This window comes from Ruegeria sp. E5 (assembly GCF_056534105.1).
Genome location: NZ_JBQFPA010000005.1, coordinates 89191 through 106960, shown reverse-complemented (window position 1 = coordinate 106960; position 17770 = coordinate 89191). Strand labels below are relative to the sequence as shown.

Sequence of the window (17770 nt, the reverse complement as noted above, 5' to 3'; positions counted from 1 at the left end):
AATGCAGCGGAATTGGTTTCTGGGTGATCTACTAAACCAATTGCTGGACCGTCCCGACAAAAGGCGTGGCAAGGATGACAAACGGTCCATTGCCGAACTATGTGAGGCGCTTTTGTCCGCGGAAGGTGAAGTTTCAGGATTCACTCTCGCGTCTACGATCCTTGAGCGCTACCACACCCTGAATGATGCGGAGAAACTAGACTTTTTTGTCTTTTTGAATGACAAGCTTGAGTTGGACGCAAATCAGCTTTCTGAAGCAGCCCGCCTCTACGCCAGTGACCAAAGTGTCAACCTTTATGAAAGACTTAGCCAAGTTTCAGAGCCACGGCGGCAAGAGTTATTGCGACGGCTGAACCAGCCGTCTGGTGCGACGCAGGAACTTGTAGCCATGCGCGTTGATCTGCTGCGCTTTCTCAAATCCAAACCGGAACTCAAGCGAACAGATATCGATTTCGTCCATTTATTGCGCAGCTGGTTCAACCGGGGCTTTCTTGTCCTCAAGCAAATCAGCTGGGACACCCCTGCCCGCGTTCTGGATAAGATCGTCGCCTATGAAGCGGTGCACCAAATCAACGATCTTGACGATTTGCGGCGAAGGCTCTACCCGCCAGACCGTCGTTGTTTTGCGTTCTTCCATCCTTCGATGCCAGATGAGCCACTGATTTTTGTTGAGGTCGCTCTGACCGCCGAAATCCCGGATGCAATAGATACGCTTCTATCCGAGGCACCAGAACCGATCGAAGCCGAGCAGGCAAAGGTCGCGGCGTTCTATTCCATTTCAAACTGCCAAAAGGGTTTGGCGGGCGTCAGCTTTGGGAATCTATTGATAAAGCAGGTTGTGACCGAGCTTTCGCGGGAGCTTCGCGGGCTTGATACCTTTGTGACATTGTCGCCGATACCGGGGCTAAATCGGTGGCTGGCTGGTGAAACAGACAACCCGGAACACGGGCATGCCGCCGAGGCCGTGCTTGCAGAAACAGCAACACCGCAGGACGTGCGCGCGATGGCCGCCCGGTACTTGATGTTCGCCAAGCGCGAAGATGGCATGCCGCTTGACCCTGTGGCGCGCTTTCACTTGGGAAATGGTGCCGAGCTTCATGACCTGCATGCCCAGGCAGATCAGTCGCCAAACGGACGCGCCCAGTCCGGAGGTGCGATGGTCAATTACCTTTACGATTTGAACAAAACAGAACGTTACCACGAAGAATTCGCGACACGTGCCACGATCCAAGCCTCGCGTTCAATTCGCGCGGCTTCAACTGCGACGCTTGCGGTAAAGCCAAGGGAAAATACAGCGTGACTAATACACTTTACGACAGTTTGTTTGCCCGCCACGAGGGCAACACGGCTCCATTCCTGCAACTCGATAATGGCCAGGTGGTCACTTATGATGAGTTTCTGCAGCGCACCGCGCAAATCGCGCATGTCTTGCAGAACAGCGGAGTTTCCCCTGGCAGTCGTATCGTTGTGCAAGCGCCCAAGCAGGCCGACACGATTGCGCTCTATGCCGCTTCGGTTCAGGCAGGTGCTGTCTACCTGCCCCTAAACACTGCCTATACCATGGCGGAGTTGGACTATTTCATCTCTGATGCGCAACCTGCGTTAATCGTTTGCGACAGCCACGACAAAGTTGAATTCGAACAATTGGCGACCCGGTCTGGTGCAAAGCTGCTGACCTTGGGCGGCGAAAATCCAAGCTTGAGCCGCGAAGCGGACGCACAGCCTTGTGTATTCGAAACTGTGGATCGCGCGCCGGACGACCTCGCGGCGCTTCTTTACACATCAGGTACCACGGGCCGGTCCAAGGGCGCGATGCTCAGCCACCGAAACCTGCTGTCCAATGCCCAAGCCCTTGTGGATTTGTGGGGTATCACCGACGCTGATCGCTTGATTCATGCGTTGCCCATCTTTCACACGCACGGGCTTTTCGTGGCGATGAACACATCACTACTCGCCGGTTCCAAAGTGCGGCTGATGAAAAAATTCGACACTGGTGTGATCTTGGAGGAATTGCCCCACTCGACCCTTCTAATGGGAGTCCCCACTTTTTATACCCGATTGCTGGCCGATGAAGGTTTCACCGATGAGATCACAGAGAACATGCGTCTGTTTGTTTCCGGCTCAGCCCCGTTGCTGGCAGAGACCCATGTGGCGTTCGAAACGCGCACGGGCCACCGTATCCTTGAGCGCTACGGTATGACCGAAACGAACATGAACACCTCTAACCCTTATGGCGGTGAGCGTCGCGCGGGAACTGTTGGTATGGCCATACCCGGCACTGAGGTGATCGTAACCAACCCTGAAACTGGAGAACCGCTGCCCCAGGGCGAGATCGGAATGATCGAAGTACGTGGCCCCAATGTTTTTCAGGGCTATTGGCAAATGCCCGAAAAAACGGCTGAAGAGCTTCGAGAAAATGGATTTTTCATCACCGGAGATCTGGGCCAATACAGCGAGGATGGCTACCTGTCGATTGTAGGTCGGTCAAAAGACCTGATCATCGCTGGTGGTTACAACGTCTACCCTAAAGAAATTGAAGACGTTTTGAACGATGTCGATGGCGTTCAGGAATCGGCGGTTTTCGGCGTCCCCGACAAAGACTTCGGTGAAGCAATCATTGCCGCTCTGGTTGCCGAGCCTGGAGCACAGCTTCAGGTGGAACAGATCGAGGCAATCATCAGAAACAAGCTGTCGCGATTCAAACATCCTCGCCGCTACGAACTCGTCCAGGAGTTGCCGCGAAACACTATGGGAAAAGTTCAAAAGAACGCGCTGCGCGAACTGTACGCGAACAAGGAACGGTCACCGGCGTTATCTTAGGAAGCCCAGCCAGACGCTCAATCAAATCAAGACCTTCAGATCGGATACTACCCACCCTTCAGACTGCCAAACTCATCAGGAGATCCACAATGACTCGCATGACGGCAAAAGACTTCGACCAGGAACTTCTGGACCTGTATGACTTTTACGCGCACGGCAAGATCACCAAGCGCCAATTCCTGGACCGCGCAGGCAAGTTCGCGGTCGGCGGCGTGACAGCGGTCGCGCTGCTGAACATGCTCAGCCCGAACTACGCGATGGCTCAGCAAGTGTCGTTCAACGATCCCGATATCCACGCGGACTACATCACCTATCCTTCACCGAATGGAACCGGTGATGTTCGCGGATACCTTGTCCGACCTGCCGGCGTTGAAGAGCCCCTGCCCGGGGTGCTGGTGATCCACGAAAACCGCGGCCTGAATCCTTACATCGAGGATGTGGCGCGCAGGTTGGCAAAAGCCGGGTTTATGGCACTGGCCCCCGACGGTCTGACGTCAGTGGGAGGATACCCAGGCAACGACGCGGATGGGCGCGAGCTGCAAAAGACAGTGGACCGGGTCGAATTGATGAACGATTTCTTCAATGGATTTGAATACCTATTGAACCGAGATGATTGTACTGGAAAGGTCGGTGCTGTGGGTTTCTGCTACGGCGGCGGTGTGGTCAGCGCAATTGCCGTGGCCTACCCCGAATTGGCCGCGGGCGTGCCATTCTATGGTCGCCAGCCAGCAGTTGAGGATGTAGCCAAAATTCAGGCACCGTTGCTGATTCAGATGGGAGAGCTTGATGAGCGCATCAACGCAGGTTGGCCGGATTTTGAAGCCGCTCTGCAATCCAACGGAAAGGTATACGAAGCCTACATCTACGAAAATGCCAACCACGGTTTCCATAACGACAGTACGCCTCGTTATGACGAGGAAATGGCAAACCTAGCCTGGGACCGCACTATTGATTGGTTCAACACCTACCTAAAGTAACTACAGTGTACGGCGAAGCGAGCATTGTGTTTTCGTCGCTTCGTCGCAACTCACAGTTCACCGGGGCCAAGCCATTTGAAGCCCCGGTATTCTATTTCTCATGATCCGATAGATCGACAGGAACGCTTGGCTAAAAGGCTTGGGTGCAAAGAACATTTGATCTGAGCCCCAAGGCAGCAGTCTCAAATTCAATGAACCACTTTGACCGCTTTAAACAGATGGCAATCCAAATCAGATTAGAATTGCGAGCGATTTTGCAATTCCGTTAGCATCGCGGAGAAAACGCAAAGTGTCTGGGTCAATCCAGGATAGGTCAAAACTGCATCTCCGAAATCGGGGCTAGAGATCACCTTTTGTCGAATGACCTGTCAGGTGCTCCGACCAAGCAGTTGAGCACCCACGGGTAGCTTGTCGTGACATAGTATCCGTATTGGCCATCCACAGTCATGCCATTGCACTTATCTAGATCGCCAGCCTCTGTGAACTCGTAGTCGTCGATATATGTCCCGTCCGGCGTACCACCCGGCCCTGTAGGTGGAGCAGGTCGTGGTGTAGTTTTGAGTTCATAGCCAGAGATCGCAGGTCTAATTTTGCCGTCGCTGTCTTTGAAAATCGTCCCGTAGATCGGAAAGCCGTCAGCTGCGAAGCCAATAACAGGTGACGGTTTATCAAGGTCGTGATCCAAAAACAGAGCATTTGGATTGGAATGGTAGTGATATCTCCCATCGGGCTGGGCGTGAGCATTGTGAAGATCTACGCCAAAATACTGATCGTAGGACGGCGGATCGAGCAGCCAAGGATCAGTGTCTCGACACCCTGCCAACACATTGCCGTTCTTATCTGCTCGCGGGCCGCTCGGGCGATAACACCCAGCCGAAAGCAAATCGACCGGCACGCCATTCAACAAAATGGCGTCGTAACTCCGTTGCGACAGCGCGGTTTGGTTCCGGGCCTTTTCCGGATTTCTGGGAATCCGAAAAGTGCCAGGCAATTCGCGTACATTGTTAGCGAAGTTGGCTGTAGGCCCGTTGAAATCATGATTGGGGATACCGTTGGTCTTGAGGGTGCAGTGCCGGCTATTTGCCGATATTTCGATTTCAGAGATAAACTGTTTTTGGCGCGTTACGTCCTCCACAGAAGCGGTATACACCCCCGCATAATCCGCACAGTCTCCGGACCGGTTGCTGAACAATAGATTGGTGATTTCTTGTGGCGCGTTTTGCGCATGAGCCTGCACGGTCGCAATTCCTGTCAGAAGCGCACTGAATATCAGAACTTTCAATCGCATGGCTCAATCTCCTTGGGCTTTCGGAAATTCCAAAAATGTAAATCGACTAGAGTTGATTTTGGTCATCCTACCTTCAGAAGGCGACGCGGTCTCCTCCCTTTAAGTCTAGGATTTCCCTTGCTTCATCAGGGGTCGCGACCTCACTGCCCAGATCTTCTACAATACGTCGAATCTTAGCGACTTGCTGAGCATTGCTTTCGGCCAATTTTCCGCGAGAGATGAACAAACTGTCCTCCAATCCAACGCGAACGTTGCCGCCCATCTGACTGGCCGTCGTAGCCAGCGACATCTGTGCTCCACCTGCTCCCAGAACCGACCACCGGTAATCGTCACCAAACAGCCTGTCGGCCGTCCGTTTCATGAAGATCAGGTTGTCGACTTCGGACCCGATGCCGCCGAGGATGCCAAAGATGAACTGAATGAAAATGGGCGCCTTGAACAGCCCAATGTCCATGCAGAATTTCAAGTTGTACAAGTGACCGACGTCATAGCATTCATGTTCGAATTTGATGTCATGTGGCGCGAGTGTTTCAGCCGCCTCGCGAATGTCCCGGAACGTATTGCGAAAAATGTTCTGATCGGAGTTCGCGACATAGTCCTTCTCCCAATCAAATTTCCAATCGTCATCGCCATACCGGTTGGCCAGCGGGTGAAACGAAAAGTTCATCGATCCCATATTCATTGAGCACATTTCGGGGCTGAAAGTCTTGGCCGGATTGATCCGCTCCTGAATCGACAAAGTCAGCGATCCTCCGGTGGACAGGTTCACTACGGCGTCTGTCGCCTGTTTTATGCGGGGCAGGAAAGGCGCAAAGTCATTCGGATCAACGGATGGCGATCCGTTGTCAGGGTTGCGGGCATGCAGGTGCAGGATCGACGCACCAGCCTCGGCAGCTTCGATCGCCTGCCGCGCGATATCATCATAGCTGTACGGCAGCGCATCCGACATGGTGGGCGTATGTATTGCACCGGTTACGGCACATGTGATGATCGTTTTTTTCTGACGGGCCATAGGTTCAGTTTTCCTTGGATTGTCCGATGTGCTTTACGCGATAGCCCAACGGGAAAAGTTGCAGATCAAAACGGCTTCGGATCACTCCCCAGATGCCTTTTGGCGCTCTGAGCATGACGACAATCGCAACGACGCCGAGAACAATAAGGTAAGTTGTTCCGAGGTCGGCCAGCGTTTCGCGCAGCGCAAAGAAGACGAGTGTGCCGATGATTGGCCCTTCGATGGTGCCGATACCGCCGATTACGACGATGAAGATGACGAAGGCGGTCCAGTCATTGACGCTGAACGCAGCATCCGGCGATATGCGTAGCTTTTGCAAAAAGATCAGAGCGCCGATCATTGCCGTAAACGCCGACGTGACAACGTACACGATGAACTTCGTGCGCCAGATATCGATGCCGAGGCTACCGGCTGCCAACTCGTTGTCGCGAATTGCCGTCAACGCCAAACCTTGGCGAGACCGCAAGAAGAGATACACGGCAGTCACCACCAGCACGGCAGCTCCGAGCGCCAGCCAATAACTAAGCGCCTCTCGCATCGCGCGCCCGGACGCCAGAGATTTGACGATGGCAACGGGCAGCGAAGACCCTGATCCCCCACCAAGCGCTGAGATTTGCGCGAAGCTCAGCCGAAAGACTTCAGCGATGACCCAGGTACCTATGGCAAAATAAGCGCCTCGAAGCCTGAAGATCAGAACAGCCACCGGGATCGAGATCAAAGCCCCCATCACGCCTGCGGCCGCAATAGCAACCAATGGGTTCAGCCCACCCAGCATCGTCAGTGCAAAGAGCATATAGCCGCCAAAGCCCACATAGGCTTGCTGACCAACAGAGACGAGACCAGCATAACCCGCCATGAGGTTCCAGAGAGTGGCCAAGGACAGGTAAAGAAACAGCTCTCCCATCAGGCGCATGTCGGCGCGGCCTGCCCACCAGGGCGCTGCAATCAGAACAAGCAAACCGATTGCGGCAAGGATCGCGGCAACTCGTGCTGCTTTAGACGATCGAGAAACAGAGTAGTCCTGCAGGTTCATCCGGAAACCCTCGGGAAGAGGCCGTTCGGACGAACGGCAAGAATGACAAGGAAAGCGATATGTCCGGCAAGCACTTGCCAGCCCGGATCAATCTTGGCTCCGATGGTTTGCGCGACGCCAAGAATAACGCCGCCAATTAATGTACCCCAAAGGTTGCCAAGCCCACCGATGATAACGGCCTCAAAGCCAAAGATCAGGCGACCTCCACCGATGGAAGGGTCAAAGCTTGTCCGAATGCCAAGCAGGATACCAGCGACAGCTGTCACTCCGAGAGCCAGCGCCATGGCCAGCCCGAAGATGTGCCGGCGATTGAGGCCCATAAGCTGGGCGATGTCTTGATTGTCGGAAACAGCCCGAAATGCTCGACCAAGTGCGGTGTGATAAAAGGTCCATTGCAGCCCCCAGATCACAGCGATGGCGATCCCGAAGGTCAGCAGCGGTAAGATCCCAAGGGTCACACCGCCTACTGCAACGCTGGCTGTTTCCAGCGCACCGGCATTCAGTGTTTGCGGGTCGGCCGTGTAGACCTCCAGCAATCCGTTCTGGATAATTACACTCAGCCCGAAGGTCACAAGCAGCGGTGGAAGAATATCATCGCCCAGAGTTTGGTTAAGCAGGCCGCGTTGAAGGGCATACCCGATCAACGCCATGACGGGCACAACGATCACCAAGGCGGCCATCGGATGCATCCCGGTCGCGGTCGTCACGGTCAGCCCGAGATATGCCGCCAGCACGATGAGATCACCATGGGCAATATTGACGAGCCGCATGACCCCAAAGATCAACGAAAGACCTGCGGCAAACAGCGCGTATAGCCCGCCCAGCAGAGTTCCCTGCACGATAGCGTTCAGCCATTCCATATTATTCGATCCCGAAATACGCGCGCGAAATGTCTTCGCGCGAAACGGTGTCAGACGCACTTTCCAGCGAAACGCGCCCCTCCTGCAGGCAGTAGACCCGGCTTGAGACCGACAGTGCCTTGGTGATGTCCTGCTCGACGATGATCGCGCTCATGCCTTCACCGATGATGCCGGGCAGCGCCTCGTAGATGTCTTTGATGATGATCGGTGCCAGCCCGAGGCTGATTTCATCGAAAAGGATGAGGTCTGGATTGGACATCAGGGCACGCCCTATGGCGACCATCTGCTGTTGACCGCCCGACAGCGATGTAGAGGCCTGATCTTTTCGCTCCTCAAGGATCGGAAACAGATCATAGACAGCTTTCAGATCCCAACGGCCTGAGCGACCAACTTGAGCCCCGATCATCAGGTTTTCTTTGACTGACAACGATGGGAATAACTGGCGACCTTCTGGAACCATGGCGAGGCCAAGTTCTGCAACCTCGTCTGCGCGAAGCCGGCTGATATCCTGACCTCGGTAGTGAATCTGATCCACTCCGTTCGTCAGCAACCCGGTGATTGACCGCATCAGGGTCGTCTTGCCTGCGCCGTTTGCACCAATGATTGCGAGAACTTCTCCCTCGCCGACGTCCAATTCGACATCATAGAGCGCTTGGAAATCGCCGTAGTAAGAGTTCAAACCGCGTGTCTGAAGAATTGAGTCAGGCATCGGCTTCGATCCCCAGATAGATTTGTTTGACTTCAGCGCTTTCCATGATTGCCTGCGGCTCGCCCTCGGCGATCTTCTTTCCGAAGTCGATAACGATCAGGCGGTCAACAACGGCCAGCAGCGCGTGAACAACATGCTCGATCCAGATGATGGTGACTCCAGACGCGTGGATGTCCTTGATGGTTTGGACCAGTGACTTGCACTCGGCTTCGGTCAAACCACCGGCAATCTCATCCAGCAACAGCAGTTTGGGCTTGGCGCAAAGCGCACGTGTTAGTTCCAGGCGTTTGCGCTCCAGCAAAGTCAGGCTACCGGCAAGAACGTTTGCCTTGAGCAGCAGTTCTGTTTGGTCCAAGACCTCCAGACAAAAGCGCTCGGCCTGATGTCCGTGCATGCCAGCTGATTGCGTGGCGGCGATCATCGCGTTTTCGAAAACAGTCATGCCCGAAAACGGCTGTGGGACCTGAAAAGAACGCGCGATGCCTGCATGGCTGCGCTTTGCAGCGCTCCATTTGGTGACGTTCTGCCCACTGAATTCTATCACCCCGGAATTGGATTTGAGCGTCCCAGTGATCAGGTTGAACATCGAGGTTTTGCCAGCGCCGTTGGGGCCTATTACCCCGAGTGCCTCGCCTTGCTGGACCTCATAGCTCAGTGCATCGGCGACAGTGACCGCGCCAAATGCCTTGCTCAGGTCTTGGAGTTTCAGGATCGTTGTCATGTGTCTCTCGGATAGAGGGTTCGGCGCCATGATCAGCGCCGAACGTCTAGTCAGCCCAGCAGTTTCATATCTGCCGTCACCGGAACTTCGGGCGCGGTGCTGTTTGCAACGATCTGCAGCTCGTATGTGTCGCCCGACTTTTGCCACTGGCCACCGACCAGCGGAGTTTTGGTGACGTTGTTCATCGGTCCATCACCCCAGTTCACCGGCCCGACAATTGTGTTCAGGTTGGTGGACGTGATTGCCGAAATGATCGAAGACGGGTCTTCCAAATCATCCGCCCGTTTGATGACATCCGCAACGACCTCGAACAGCGCGTGCTTAAAGCCGAGCGGTTGCGTCCAGGGTCGACCCGACTCTGCTGTATAACCTTCGGCAAGGTCTTTCGAAGAAATGCCGGTGAGTGAGGACGAGAAAGGATGATGCGGGGACCACCAGACCTCGGTGGACAACCCATCACCTCGGTCGCCCAGCGATTCAATGACGGACGGGAACAGCAGTGCCTTGCCGATTGTCACAACCTTCGGGTTGAACCCTTGTTGGGCGGCCTGGCTCCAGAATGTCGCAAAGTCCGGTGGGATCATATTGCCTGTTACGATTTCGCAACCGGCAGCCTTGAACGCTGCGATTTGATTTGAGAAATCGTCGGATAGTGGCTGATAGCGACCGGGATCTGTCAGCGTATATCCAGCGGCGGCTAGCGGTTTTGGTAGACCAAGTTCCGCATCGCCCCAAGCATTGCCGTCAGCGTCGTTGGGGAAAAGACCGCCGACGGTTTTTGTGACACCCGTTTTATCCCACATATCGAGGAATGCTGCGATCACATCCTCCAACCCCCAGAAGAAGTGATAGGTCGTTTCAAAACCCTCACCCGGAACACCATTACGGCCAAAGAAATAAGGCTGCCAAGGACAGTCGGTCGTGATGCAGGGAACTTCGTTGATCTCTGCCTGATCAGCGACAGGGTTTACCGTGTCCGGTGTTGAAGCCGCAACGATGATATCGACCTCATCGCCCAAGATCAGGTCAGCGGCGACTTCGGCTGCGCGATTGGGGTTGGATTGGCTGTCTTTTGAGATAATTTCGACATTCCAGGTCTTTCCATTGTTGTCCAACCCGGCCGAAAAGGCTTGCTGTATGGCTTGAAGCACATATTCATCAGCCTCGGCGAAACCCGCCAGCGGTCCGGTGCGCGGGCTGACGTTGCCAATCCGCAGTGTCGGATTTGCGGCATAGGCGCGGGTTGCCCGGAGGATAGCCGGAGCTGCGATTGCTGCCGTGGCTCCGGCCAGGAAACTGCGCCTTGTGGCCGTTTTAAAAGTCCTTGTCATTGCGTCCTCCCTTCACCGGCCTCCCGCCAGTGTTTGATTGATCTTACAAAGTCTTCTCGAGATTTTTCAGATGTGTCGCGACACGCAGGCGAACTTGGTCTGCCTCGCCCTCAGCCCATTTCCTGAACCCTTCACCGGATTTCATGCCCAGCTTGCCCGCTTCGACAAGCGACTTCAGGTAGGATGAAGGACCCTTTTGCGCCTCAAGATCGTGCAGCACGTTTTCGTGGATATCGAGGGTCAGGTCGGTACCCACCAAATCCGCGTTTTCCAATGGACCGAGAACCGCCAATCGCCGCCCAAAGCTGGACTTGATCACAGTATCAACAGCTTCCGCGTCGCAAATACCGTTTTCCACCAGACTGACCGCTTCGCGCCACAACGCATGTTGAAGACGATTGCCAATAAAGCCGGGCACGTCCTTCTCGACCATCACCGGAGTTTTTCCAGCATCCTTCGACAGATCGAACATCGTCTGTGCAATCTCAGGGTCTGTCCATTCCGTCTTGATGACTTCGACCAACGGGATCATGTGCGGGGGGTTCCACCAATGTGTTCCGAGGGCCCGGTTTTTCAGCCGCAGCCCAGACATGATCTGAGTGATCGGCATGACCGATGTATTTGATGCGAGAATGCAGGTCTCTGGTGCGTGCGCTTCAATCTCAGCAAAAATCGTTTGCTTAAGTTCCAGTTTTTCGGGCGCGGCTTCGAATACAGCATCGGCATTTTGAACCGCACCTTCAGTCGTCGCGAAGATCTCAATCATCTTGAGAGTCTTTGTGATTGTAACCTCGTCGTCCCCCATCGCGGCCATGCTGGCGCGGATGCGGTCAGACACGCTGGCTCGTGCCTCCTCAAAGGGATCTGTGATAGCCACATACTGGCCTGCTTTCGCCAAAGTCAGGGCAATACCATGCCCCATCAGGCCTGCACCAATTACCGCTATTTGCTGCTTCTTGCGCACCATTCTTTATCCCGCCGTATATCCGCCGTCGGCATGAAGGATATGCCCGGTGTAAAAATCAGAGGCGCGTGAGGCGAGAAACAGGAGCGGACCGGCAAGGTCTTCAGGCTCACCCAGTCGTCCTTTGGGAACACGGGTTAGGAAGCCATCGCGCACTGCCTTCGCATCGTCGGTTTCTTCGAACATCCAAGCCGTCAAAGGTGAACGGAATACCGTCGGCGCGATCGCGTTGACGGTAATCCCTGTTGGACCCAGCTCACATCCCAAGGCTTTGGTTATCCCGTTCACGGCAGCCTTTGACGCGCAATACGCCGTGTAGCCAGCAGGGTGTCCAAGGATGCTGCGCGCAGAACTGACGAAAATGATCTTGCCATATTCGCTTTGCTTCATGTGTGCCGCCGCCGCGCGCGCCAAAAGCCAACTCTGGTTCACATTGGCGTCCATCACTGCGTCAAAGGTTTCCGGCGCCATGTCGTTGATCGGTGCAACTTTGTTCATGCCGGACGCGACAACAAGAATGTCAAGCTTACCAAAGTTGTTAACGGCTTCGTCGACCAATGCGCCACAGGACGCTTCATCAGTCGGGCGCATATTTATTGCAACTACGGTCGCACCAAGCGCCTCGCACTCTTTAGCAATCTCGTCGAGCGCTTCTTGATTGCCCGCAGCCAAAACCAGATTGCACCCGGCACCAGCAAGAACGCGCGCAGCAACCATGCCAAACGCGCCGGATGCTCCGGTGATCAGTGTGACGTTGTCTTTTACGTCAAACATCTTGAGTGGATCAGACATTCTTTTTGTCCTTAGTTTTCTGGTGGATACGGAATGACCACCAGCATTTTGCAGATGTGGTTGGCGCGGTTCTCAATTTTGCGCACTTCGTCCGCTGCGATCGTGCAGCTGTCCATGGGTCCAAGAGTGGATTCGGTACCATCAACGATGACGGTCATTTCGCCTTCCAGAACGACGTAGACTTTCTCAAAAGGCGTAGAGTCCGGCCCTGCGCCACCGCCTGGTAGGAACTGGCTGAAGCCGATCCACTGATTTGCCGGCCCGCCTTTCTCAAACCCCTGCAGACGAAGCCCATGACACCCAAAATGGTTCGGTGCTTCGTAGGGTTGGGCGTCTTGAAAGCGCTTCAGATGCATGTCCGTCTCCGCTCAAGGTTGTTGGCGGCCACCGGCGAACCGGCGACCGGTCCGTGAGTGTTCAGAAATTTTCGCCAGCTTCGATGCGGTAGGACTGGTTCTTGTCGATCATCGCAACCAAGCGGATGATGCAACCGTCGCCACGGTCCCAATTCCAGGGGAAGAACGCGAAGGTGCACCGCTTGCCGGTCACTGCATCCAGATCGCCACCGACATTTTCGATACCGAGAATACCCTTGGAGAAAAGCATGTTGTGCACTGGCTCCCACTCGGGGAAATCAACTTCCCACGGCGTACCCCCTGACCACTCAAGATACTCTTTCTCAAGATGCGGCATGATCGGACCGTTACGCTGCGGACCAATGGCAGTTGCCAGCGGGTGATCGTTCGCCTGGGTATCGTGGCCGACGACTTTCACACCTTTCTCGATCATCCACTCAGCAGCGGAAGGAACGAGACCCGGACAATAAGCAAAGTAGTCGCCATCTTCATACTGCTTGTGCCAGCCGGTGTTGATGATCAGCACATCGCCTTTGCGGATTGCATGACCACAGGCCTTTTCCAGATCATCTCCGGTGATTTGCTCCCATTTTTTCTTGGGTACGGAAACCACCAAACCCGAGCCAAAGAAATGGGGGAGCGGTACCTCGTCAATGAACGGCGTTCCCTGAACAACATGCGCTGGCGCATCAATATGCGTGGTCACGTGCATCGTCGTGGTAATCGTCTGAGACAACACGCCGGACTTGGCCATATAGTGCTTTCGGTCGATCTGGACGTCCTTGAAATAGGGCCAGTTAGGGCACTGAAACCCGTATCTGTGGCTCAGGTTGTAGAACTCAAGCCCCATCTCGTTGTCGGTGTTTGCCTGAAACTCAATGCCACGGATTTCAACCATTGGGCATATCTCCTCTGTACGCCGGCGACGCGGCGGTGTTCGCTTCTCAATTGTCTGGGTGGCCTCCCCACCTGTCCCGTATGATGATGCATACGCACCGCATTATGGTCAACTAAAAACTCACTATACGGTTGACTTGCACCGCATTGTGATACAACACTAAAAAATCGCCAGGCATCCCGAGCTACGATGCCAAGACAGAATGGGGTAGGTTAAATGTCTGAAAAAGCGGATAAAGGTGGCATTCAGGTCATTTCCAGAGCGGCCTCGATTTTGCGTGTTCTAAAAGAAAACCAATCCGGAATGAGCTTGGGGAAAATCGCCGAGCGCGTTGATCTGCCCCGCTCTACGGTACAGAGAATCACAAGCGCTCTTGCCGAAGAGAAACTTGTCATAACCGACGCAAATGGGGGTGGTTTGAGGCTCGGACCCGAACTGAGCGCTCTTGCAGGCGCCGCGCAGTACAGCATCGTCGAACACTGCCGACTGCTTTTGACGGAATTAACCCAAAAAACCGGGGAAACCACAGACCTCGCTGTGATGCGTGGGATTGGTATGGTTTTTCTGGATCAAGTTCCGGGCGTTTACCGTTTGACTACGGTCTCGCAAGTAGGCGAGGTTTTTCCACTGACCACCACTGCAAACGGGAAAGCTTGTCTCGCTCAGCTCGATGAAGGAGATGCAACAAAACTCATTAAGAACGAATGGGAACGGAATGGTATCCAAAGGAATTTGGATGAGTTTCTTTCCGAACTGAATACGGTCCGCGATCGGGGTCTTGCCTATGATTTGGACGAGCATTCTGCCGGTGTATCAGCTATCGGATTTTCTTTCATCGACTGGGTCGGAGACCTGCACGCGATCTCAATTCCAGTGCCAACGACGCGATTTGCACGGCAAAGAGCAACCATCGAACAAGCGCTAATTGAGACGTCCACGAATATACATCAAACCTTCCAATAAGCTTTTGAAGCTGACTTGAGGCAGATTGGGTCTCACGACCGACCTTGTCTGGCAGCCCGCGCTTCCAACGGAAAAAATCCATACATTGCACCCAACGGATTGCGGCTAGTTCCGCGTGGTCGCGAAAGTTGACATTCGTGTTGAATCGCAAGTTTTGCAATCATTGGATGTTTGTCGACAGCGTAACGAACCGCGAACGTCGCAGTAGCGGTTTCACTGAGGGTCGGCGTATGCAGCATATACGAAAACAAATACAATGCTCCGTCAGGCAGTATCCCGAACGGCCACCGGAAGCGTTGGACGGCATAGACAGAGAAATCGAAGCCGCCATCGGGGAAGATCGCCAAATTCGCTTGAACCATGTGTTTCCCCACGCTGGTGCTCATCCCAGACGAGTGGAGATAAGTTATTCGCGTTCCGTTTTGAACCCGGGTGCAAACGACATTGAAACCGTTGGCGAGGACGAAACTGCAAATGTCGAATTTGACGACGTCGACTACATCAATGAGTATAGACTGGTTGTTGTCCACCGCCTGTCGCTGAGGGGCGCACCTCTTGGGCAGATCGGGGCGTTGCTCGGAATATCCGCCAAGCAAGCCCAGCGCCTCTTTGACAAGCTGACGGATCGCCTTTCGTCCGAAGCAAAGCACGCAGACATCGCGACATTGGTAGGTGAGGCACTCGCCTTTTATCACATGGTCAGAACCGATTGCATGGAGATTGCAGCAACCAGCATCGACGCATCAGTTCGCCTGAAAGCTATGGAGACAGCACTCGCGGCGGAAGCGGACAAACACCGCTTTCTGCAAGCCTGTGGTTTTTACGATTATGCAAGATATGTCCCACAAAACTCAACTGAAGCCGAATGCTGAAGTGGGTCCAACCCAATCTCTTAGACAAGTAGAAGGATTTATCTGTGTCAGGCTGTCAGGGATCGAGGTTGAGTTTTGGTGAGTGAGAAAGGAAACGCCGGGCCAAACGTGACCAATATAAACTCAGAAGTCCCTCCGCGATCTGCCCTGTCATGTACTGGCGAACGGCAAAGTCTAAGAAAATTTTGTTTGTATTTCTCTGGTTGAACGCACGCGTGCTGTAGTGCAGAAAAAGGTAATAGAACTGAGCAGTGAATTGCGATCACGGGAACGAATTTTTGAAATATAGAAATTTGAGAAATTGGACAAACTTGGACGAAACGCGAGGACTGTTGTACTTTGTGCAGCGGTGCGAAGAGCTAACTTTCCCTTACACATTAGATAGTTACAAGTCTCCGACCACTTCACTGCAAGGGCTAGCATTCGAAGCAAGCTCATTGCTGCGCGACGCGGCTGATGCGCCGGAACCACGACAGCTTTCAGCTAAAAAGGCTGTAGGCCAAATACTCAAAGAGTTTGAGCTTCGTCTGAATAGCAACTGGGTCGCCAAGCAATGCCTCAGCGTGACGCTTGATGAGCTTTCGAAACTCGACCCTAAGACGTCGACGATAGATCAATTCAGACGTTATCTGGAGGTCGTGGGCGCAGAACTTGATGGGTTACAATACATATCAGAAGTTGTCGACCAATTAATATCTTTGTCCGTCCATAGTAGCCAAAAATCCAAAATTGATATTTTGGCAAAAGAATTTGTGGCGACGCTACAAGGGCTGGGTGTATCACGAGATCATATCAATACCAGTTTGATTGAATTTTTTTATCAAAGTGAGGAGATATCCAGCAGTCAGTGCTTAAAAGAGTTTTGCAAAATTGTTTATCCGCATAGGCACGACTATAGCGTTGCTATTGGTGTATCCGCCGAAATAAGAGAAATTCCTTCCGAGAACCTCAGCGCTTTGGGAGTGCTTCGGTTAGACGAGGGAGCCGAAAATAACGGTATCAACGAAGAGGCGCGTCTCCGTCTTCAAGACGAGTTAAACTCTGAGCAAGTGGTGCTGGTAGAGGTAGGCGCAACCGACTACAACTCAGCAGTTTCACGTGCAAAATCTATTTTGGGCGATGTCGGAAACTTCTTCAAAGTTTTTAGTCATAGATCGGAATTTCTCGTAAGTGACAATGCAGTTGCAATACAGGCGTGCTGTGAGGGCATTTCCAAGACAGTTGAAGTTTCAGCTAATCACATGCACTACATTCGCGACATGAGGCACTTAGAGGCGTCGAGAAACTTCCGAAAATTCCACGACGAAATCACTCTGGATGTTGGTCCTGATAAAAACAAATTCCGAAATGTTGTTAATATTCATGGCATGAGCCTATCTTCAGAAAGTCCCGATATTCAGTTGGTCAATATTTGGACTTGTTTGGAGACAATATCTCCGTCTAGAGGAGCACAATCTAATATTGATGCGGTGGTAACAGCCCTAATGCCCGCACTAATGCTAGGGTATACTAATAGGCTGGTAACCAGCTTGCTTTTTGACATACTGAGGTGGGACCGACGATCATTTTCAACGGCTCTGGCGAAAGCTGACACCTCACATCTTTCTGATTTACGCAGTAAATTCGTTTTTTTGCTGACCAATCTGGATAGCGAACCGGCCCTAGAAGACCTGTTAAACAGATGTCGGGATTTCGAATTGTTGCGCTTCCGGATATACAACATCGCAATGATGCTTCGCAGCGCGGACAAAACCAAAGAAAGATTGAATCGACATTACAATCTTGTTCGCTGGCAATTGCATCGAATATATCGTTCCCGTAATCGAATTATTCACTCTGGCGTATCACCGGAGTTCACGGGGTACCTCGTTGAAAATGCACATGACTTTTTCGATATTTGTTTGCTTTTTTGCATGGACCTGTCGGCATCCAAAAATGGTTACAATACATTCGAGTCCTGTTTTGACTATGCACAACATGCCTACGACCAGTATCTAAATGGACTAGAGAACGGTGAACCACTAGGATTTATTTGGTCATTGCCAAAAAGAAAAGGGCGAAGCTTCATCTTTGATTATGAACGCGAATAGCTTTTGGATCGACATCAACAACGGCAAAACTCACCCTTTCTGTGTCTTCTCTTTTTCATTGCCGCCGCCTGAACTTCTCGCGAA

Annotated in this window: 17 protein-coding genes; 6 read left to right on the top strand and 11 right to left on the bottom strand. The window is 53.2% G+C overall.

Annotated features, from left to right (window positions below; all coding sequences use genetic code 11):
- The first annotated feature begins 1 nt into the window (after window position 1).
- The 3 genes from ACR0BI_RS17730 to yghX all read left to right on the top strand — a co-directional run bounded on the left by ACR0BI_RS17730 (window position 2) and on the right by yghX (window position 3797).
- Entirely contained in the window at window positions 2–1300 is a 1299-nt protein-coding gene (locus tag ACR0BI_RS17730) for a malonyl-CoA decarboxylase (RefSeq protein ID WP_480562628.1), read from the top strand.
- Window positions 1297–2820 (top strand): malonate--CoA ligase, encoded by a 1524-nt coding sequence (locus tag ACR0BI_RS17725; protein ID WP_480562629.1) that lies wholly within the window; start codon window positions 1297–1299, stop codon window positions 2818–2820. Before ACR0BI_RS17730 ends, ACR0BI_RS17725 begins: the two co-directional genes overlap by 4 nt.
- Before the next feature lie 89 nt (window positions 2821–2909).
- The gene (gene yghX / locus ACR0BI_RS17720; protein ID WP_170755656.1) at window positions 2910–3797 is read left to right on the top strand and encodes a YghX family hydrolase; all 888 of its coding nucleotides are present in this window, start codon (window positions 2910–2912) and stop codon (window positions 3795–3797) included.
- A 346-nt stretch (window positions 3798–4143) separates the two neighbouring features.
- On the opposite strand, the gene ACR0BI_RS17715 is transcribed toward yghX, so the two are convergent.
- The 11 genes from ACR0BI_RS17715 to ACR0BI_RS17665 all read right to left on the bottom strand — a co-directional run bounded on the left by ACR0BI_RS17715 (window position 4144) and on the right by ACR0BI_RS17665 (window position 13761).
- Window positions 4144–5085 (bottom strand): YHYH protein, encoded by a 942-nt coding sequence (locus ACR0BI_RS17715; protein ID WP_480562630.1) that lies wholly within the window; start codon window positions 5083–5085, stop codon window positions 4144–4146.
- Window positions 5086–5158: 73 nt separating this feature from the next.
- Window positions 5159–6097 (bottom strand): 3,5-dioxohexanoate:acetyl-CoA acetone transferase, encoded by a 939-nt coding sequence (gene kce, locus ACR0BI_RS17710; RefSeq protein WP_480562631.1) that lies wholly within the window; start codon window positions 6095–6097, stop codon window positions 5159–5161.
- Window positions 6098–6101: 4 nt separating this feature from the next.
- A complete protein-coding gene (locus ACR0BI_RS17705) occupies window positions 6102–7130 on the bottom strand; it encodes a branched-chain amino acid ABC transporter permease (RefSeq protein WP_480562632.1) in 1029 nt (342 codons plus the stop codon).
- Window positions 7127–7990: a branched-chain amino acid ABC transporter permease gene (locus tag ACR0BI_RS17700; RefSeq protein ID WP_480562633.1), complete on the bottom strand. Its 864-nt coding sequence runs from the start codon at window positions 7988–7990 to the stop codon at window positions 7127–7129. The genes ACR0BI_RS17705 and ACR0BI_RS17700 overlap by 4 nt, the downstream gene beginning before the upstream one ends.
- Before the next feature lies 1 nt (window position 7991).
- A complete protein-coding gene (locus tag ACR0BI_RS17695) occupies window positions 7992–8699 on the bottom strand; it encodes an ABC transporter ATP-binding protein (RefSeq protein ID WP_480562634.1) in 708 nt (235 codons plus the stop codon).
- Window positions 8692–9420: an ABC transporter ATP-binding protein gene (locus ACR0BI_RS17690; protein ID WP_480562635.1), complete on the bottom strand. Its 729-nt coding sequence runs from the start codon at window positions 9418–9420 to the stop codon at window positions 8692–8694. The genes ACR0BI_RS17695 and ACR0BI_RS17690 overlap by 8 nt, the downstream gene beginning before the upstream one ends.
- A gap of 50 nt (window positions 9421–9470) precedes the next feature.
- Complete coding sequence (locus tag ACR0BI_RS17685; protein ID WP_480562636.1) at window positions 9471–10751, bottom strand: ABC transporter substrate-binding protein; 1281 nt, start codon at window positions 10749–10751, stop codon at window positions 9471–9473.
- 43 nt (window positions 10752–10794) lie between these two features.
- Window positions 10795–11718 (bottom strand): 3-hydroxyacyl-CoA dehydrogenase family protein, encoded by a 924-nt coding sequence (locus ACR0BI_RS17680; RefSeq protein WP_480562637.1) that lies wholly within the window; start codon window positions 11716–11718, stop codon window positions 10795–10797.
- A 3-nt stretch (window positions 11719–11721) separates the two neighbouring features.
- Entirely contained in the window at window positions 11722–12507 is a 786-nt protein-coding gene (locus ACR0BI_RS17675; RefSeq protein WP_480562638.1) for an SDR family NAD(P)-dependent oxidoreductase, read from the bottom strand.
- Between the two features lie 11 nt (window positions 12508–12518).
- Entirely contained in the window at window positions 12519–12863 is a 345-nt protein-coding gene (locus tag ACR0BI_RS17670) for a cupin domain-containing protein (RefSeq protein ID WP_419739867.1), read from the bottom strand.
- 61 nt (window positions 12864–12924) lie between these two features.
- On the bottom strand, window positions 12925–13761 hold the full coding sequence (locus ACR0BI_RS17665; protein WP_480562639.1) for a cyclase family protein: 837 nt from the start codon (window positions 13759–13761) through the stop codon (window positions 12925–12927).
- A gap of 216 nt (window positions 13762–13977) precedes the next feature.
- Here ACR0BI_RS17665 and ACR0BI_RS17660 point away from each other — a divergent pair, with 216 nt between their 5' ends.
- From ACR0BI_RS17660 to ACR0BI_RS17650, 3 genes are all read left to right on the top strand, one after another.
- Window positions 13978–14724, top strand: a complete 747-nt coding sequence (locus ACR0BI_RS17660; RefSeq protein WP_480562640.1) for an IclR family transcriptional regulator — start codon at window positions 13978–13980, stop codon at window positions 14722–14724.
- Between the two features lie 167 nt (window positions 14725–14891).
- Window positions 14892–15596: a hypothetical protein gene (locus ACR0BI_RS17655; protein ID WP_480888634.1), complete on the top strand. Its 705-nt coding sequence runs from the start codon at window positions 14892–14894 to the stop codon at window positions 15594–15596.
- 311 nt (window positions 15597–15907) lie between these two features.
- Complete coding sequence (locus ACR0BI_RS17650) at window positions 15908–17686, top strand: hypothetical protein (RefSeq protein WP_480878989.1); 1779 nt, start codon at window positions 15908–15910, stop codon at window positions 17684–17686.
- Window positions 17687–17770 lie beyond the last annotated feature (84 nt).

Coding starts and splice junctions, on each gene's coding strand:
- ACR0BI_RS17730 (WP_480562628.1), top strand. CDS start 2: ATGCAGCGGAATTGGTTTCTGGGTGATCTACTAAACCAATTGCTGGAC.
- yghX (WP_170755656.1), top strand. CDS start 2,910: ATGACTCGCATGACGGCAAAAGACTTCGACCAGGAACTTCTGGACCTG.
- ACR0BI_RS17715 (WP_480562630.1), bottom strand. CDS start 5,085: ATGCGATTGAAAGTTCTGATATTCAGTGCGCTTCTGACAGGAATTGCG.
- kce (WP_480562631.1), bottom strand. CDS start 6,097: ATGGCCCGTCAGAAAAAAACGATCATCACATGTGCCGTAACCGGTGCA.
- ACR0BI_RS17705 (WP_480562632.1), bottom strand. CDS start 7,130: ATGAACCTGCAGGACTACTCTGTTTCTCGATCGTCTAAAGCAGCACGA.
- ACR0BI_RS17700 (WP_480562633.1), bottom strand. CDS start 7,990: ATGGAATGGCTGAACGCTATCGTGCAGGGAACTCTGCTGGGCGGGCTA.
- ACR0BI_RS17695 (WP_480562634.1), bottom strand. CDS start 8,699: ATGCCTGACTCAATTCTTCAGACACGCGGTTTGAACTCTTACTACGGC.
- ACR0BI_RS17690 (WP_480562635.1), bottom strand. CDS start 9,420: ATGACAACGATCCTGAAACTCCAAGACCTGAGCAAGGCATTTGGCGCG.
- ACR0BI_RS17685 (WP_480562636.1), bottom strand. CDS start 10,751: ATGACAAGGACTTTTAAAACGGCCACAAGGCGCAGTTTCCTGGCCGGA.
- ACR0BI_RS17680 (WP_480562637.1), bottom strand. CDS start 11,718: ATGGTGCGCAAGAAGCAGCAAATAGCGGTAATTGGTGCAGGCCTGATG.
- ACR0BI_RS17675 (WP_480562638.1), bottom strand. CDS start 12,507: ATGTCTGATCCACTCAAGATGTTTGACGTAAAAGACAACGTCACACTG.
- ACR0BI_RS17670 (WP_419739867.1), bottom strand. CDS start 12,863: ATGCATCTGAAGCGCTTTCAAGACGCCCAACCCTACGAAGCACCGAAC.
- ACR0BI_RS17665 (WP_480562639.1), bottom strand. CDS start 13,761: ATGGTTGAAATCCGTGGCATTGAGTTTCAGGCAAACACCGACAACGAG.
- ACR0BI_RS17660 (WP_480562640.1), top strand. CDS start 13,978: ATGTCTGAAAAAGCGGATAAAGGTGGCATTCAGGTCATTTCCAGAGCG.
- ACR0BI_RS17655 (WP_480888634.1), top strand. CDS start 14,892: ATGTTTGTCGACAGCGTAACGAACCGCGAACGTCGCAGTAGCGGTTTC.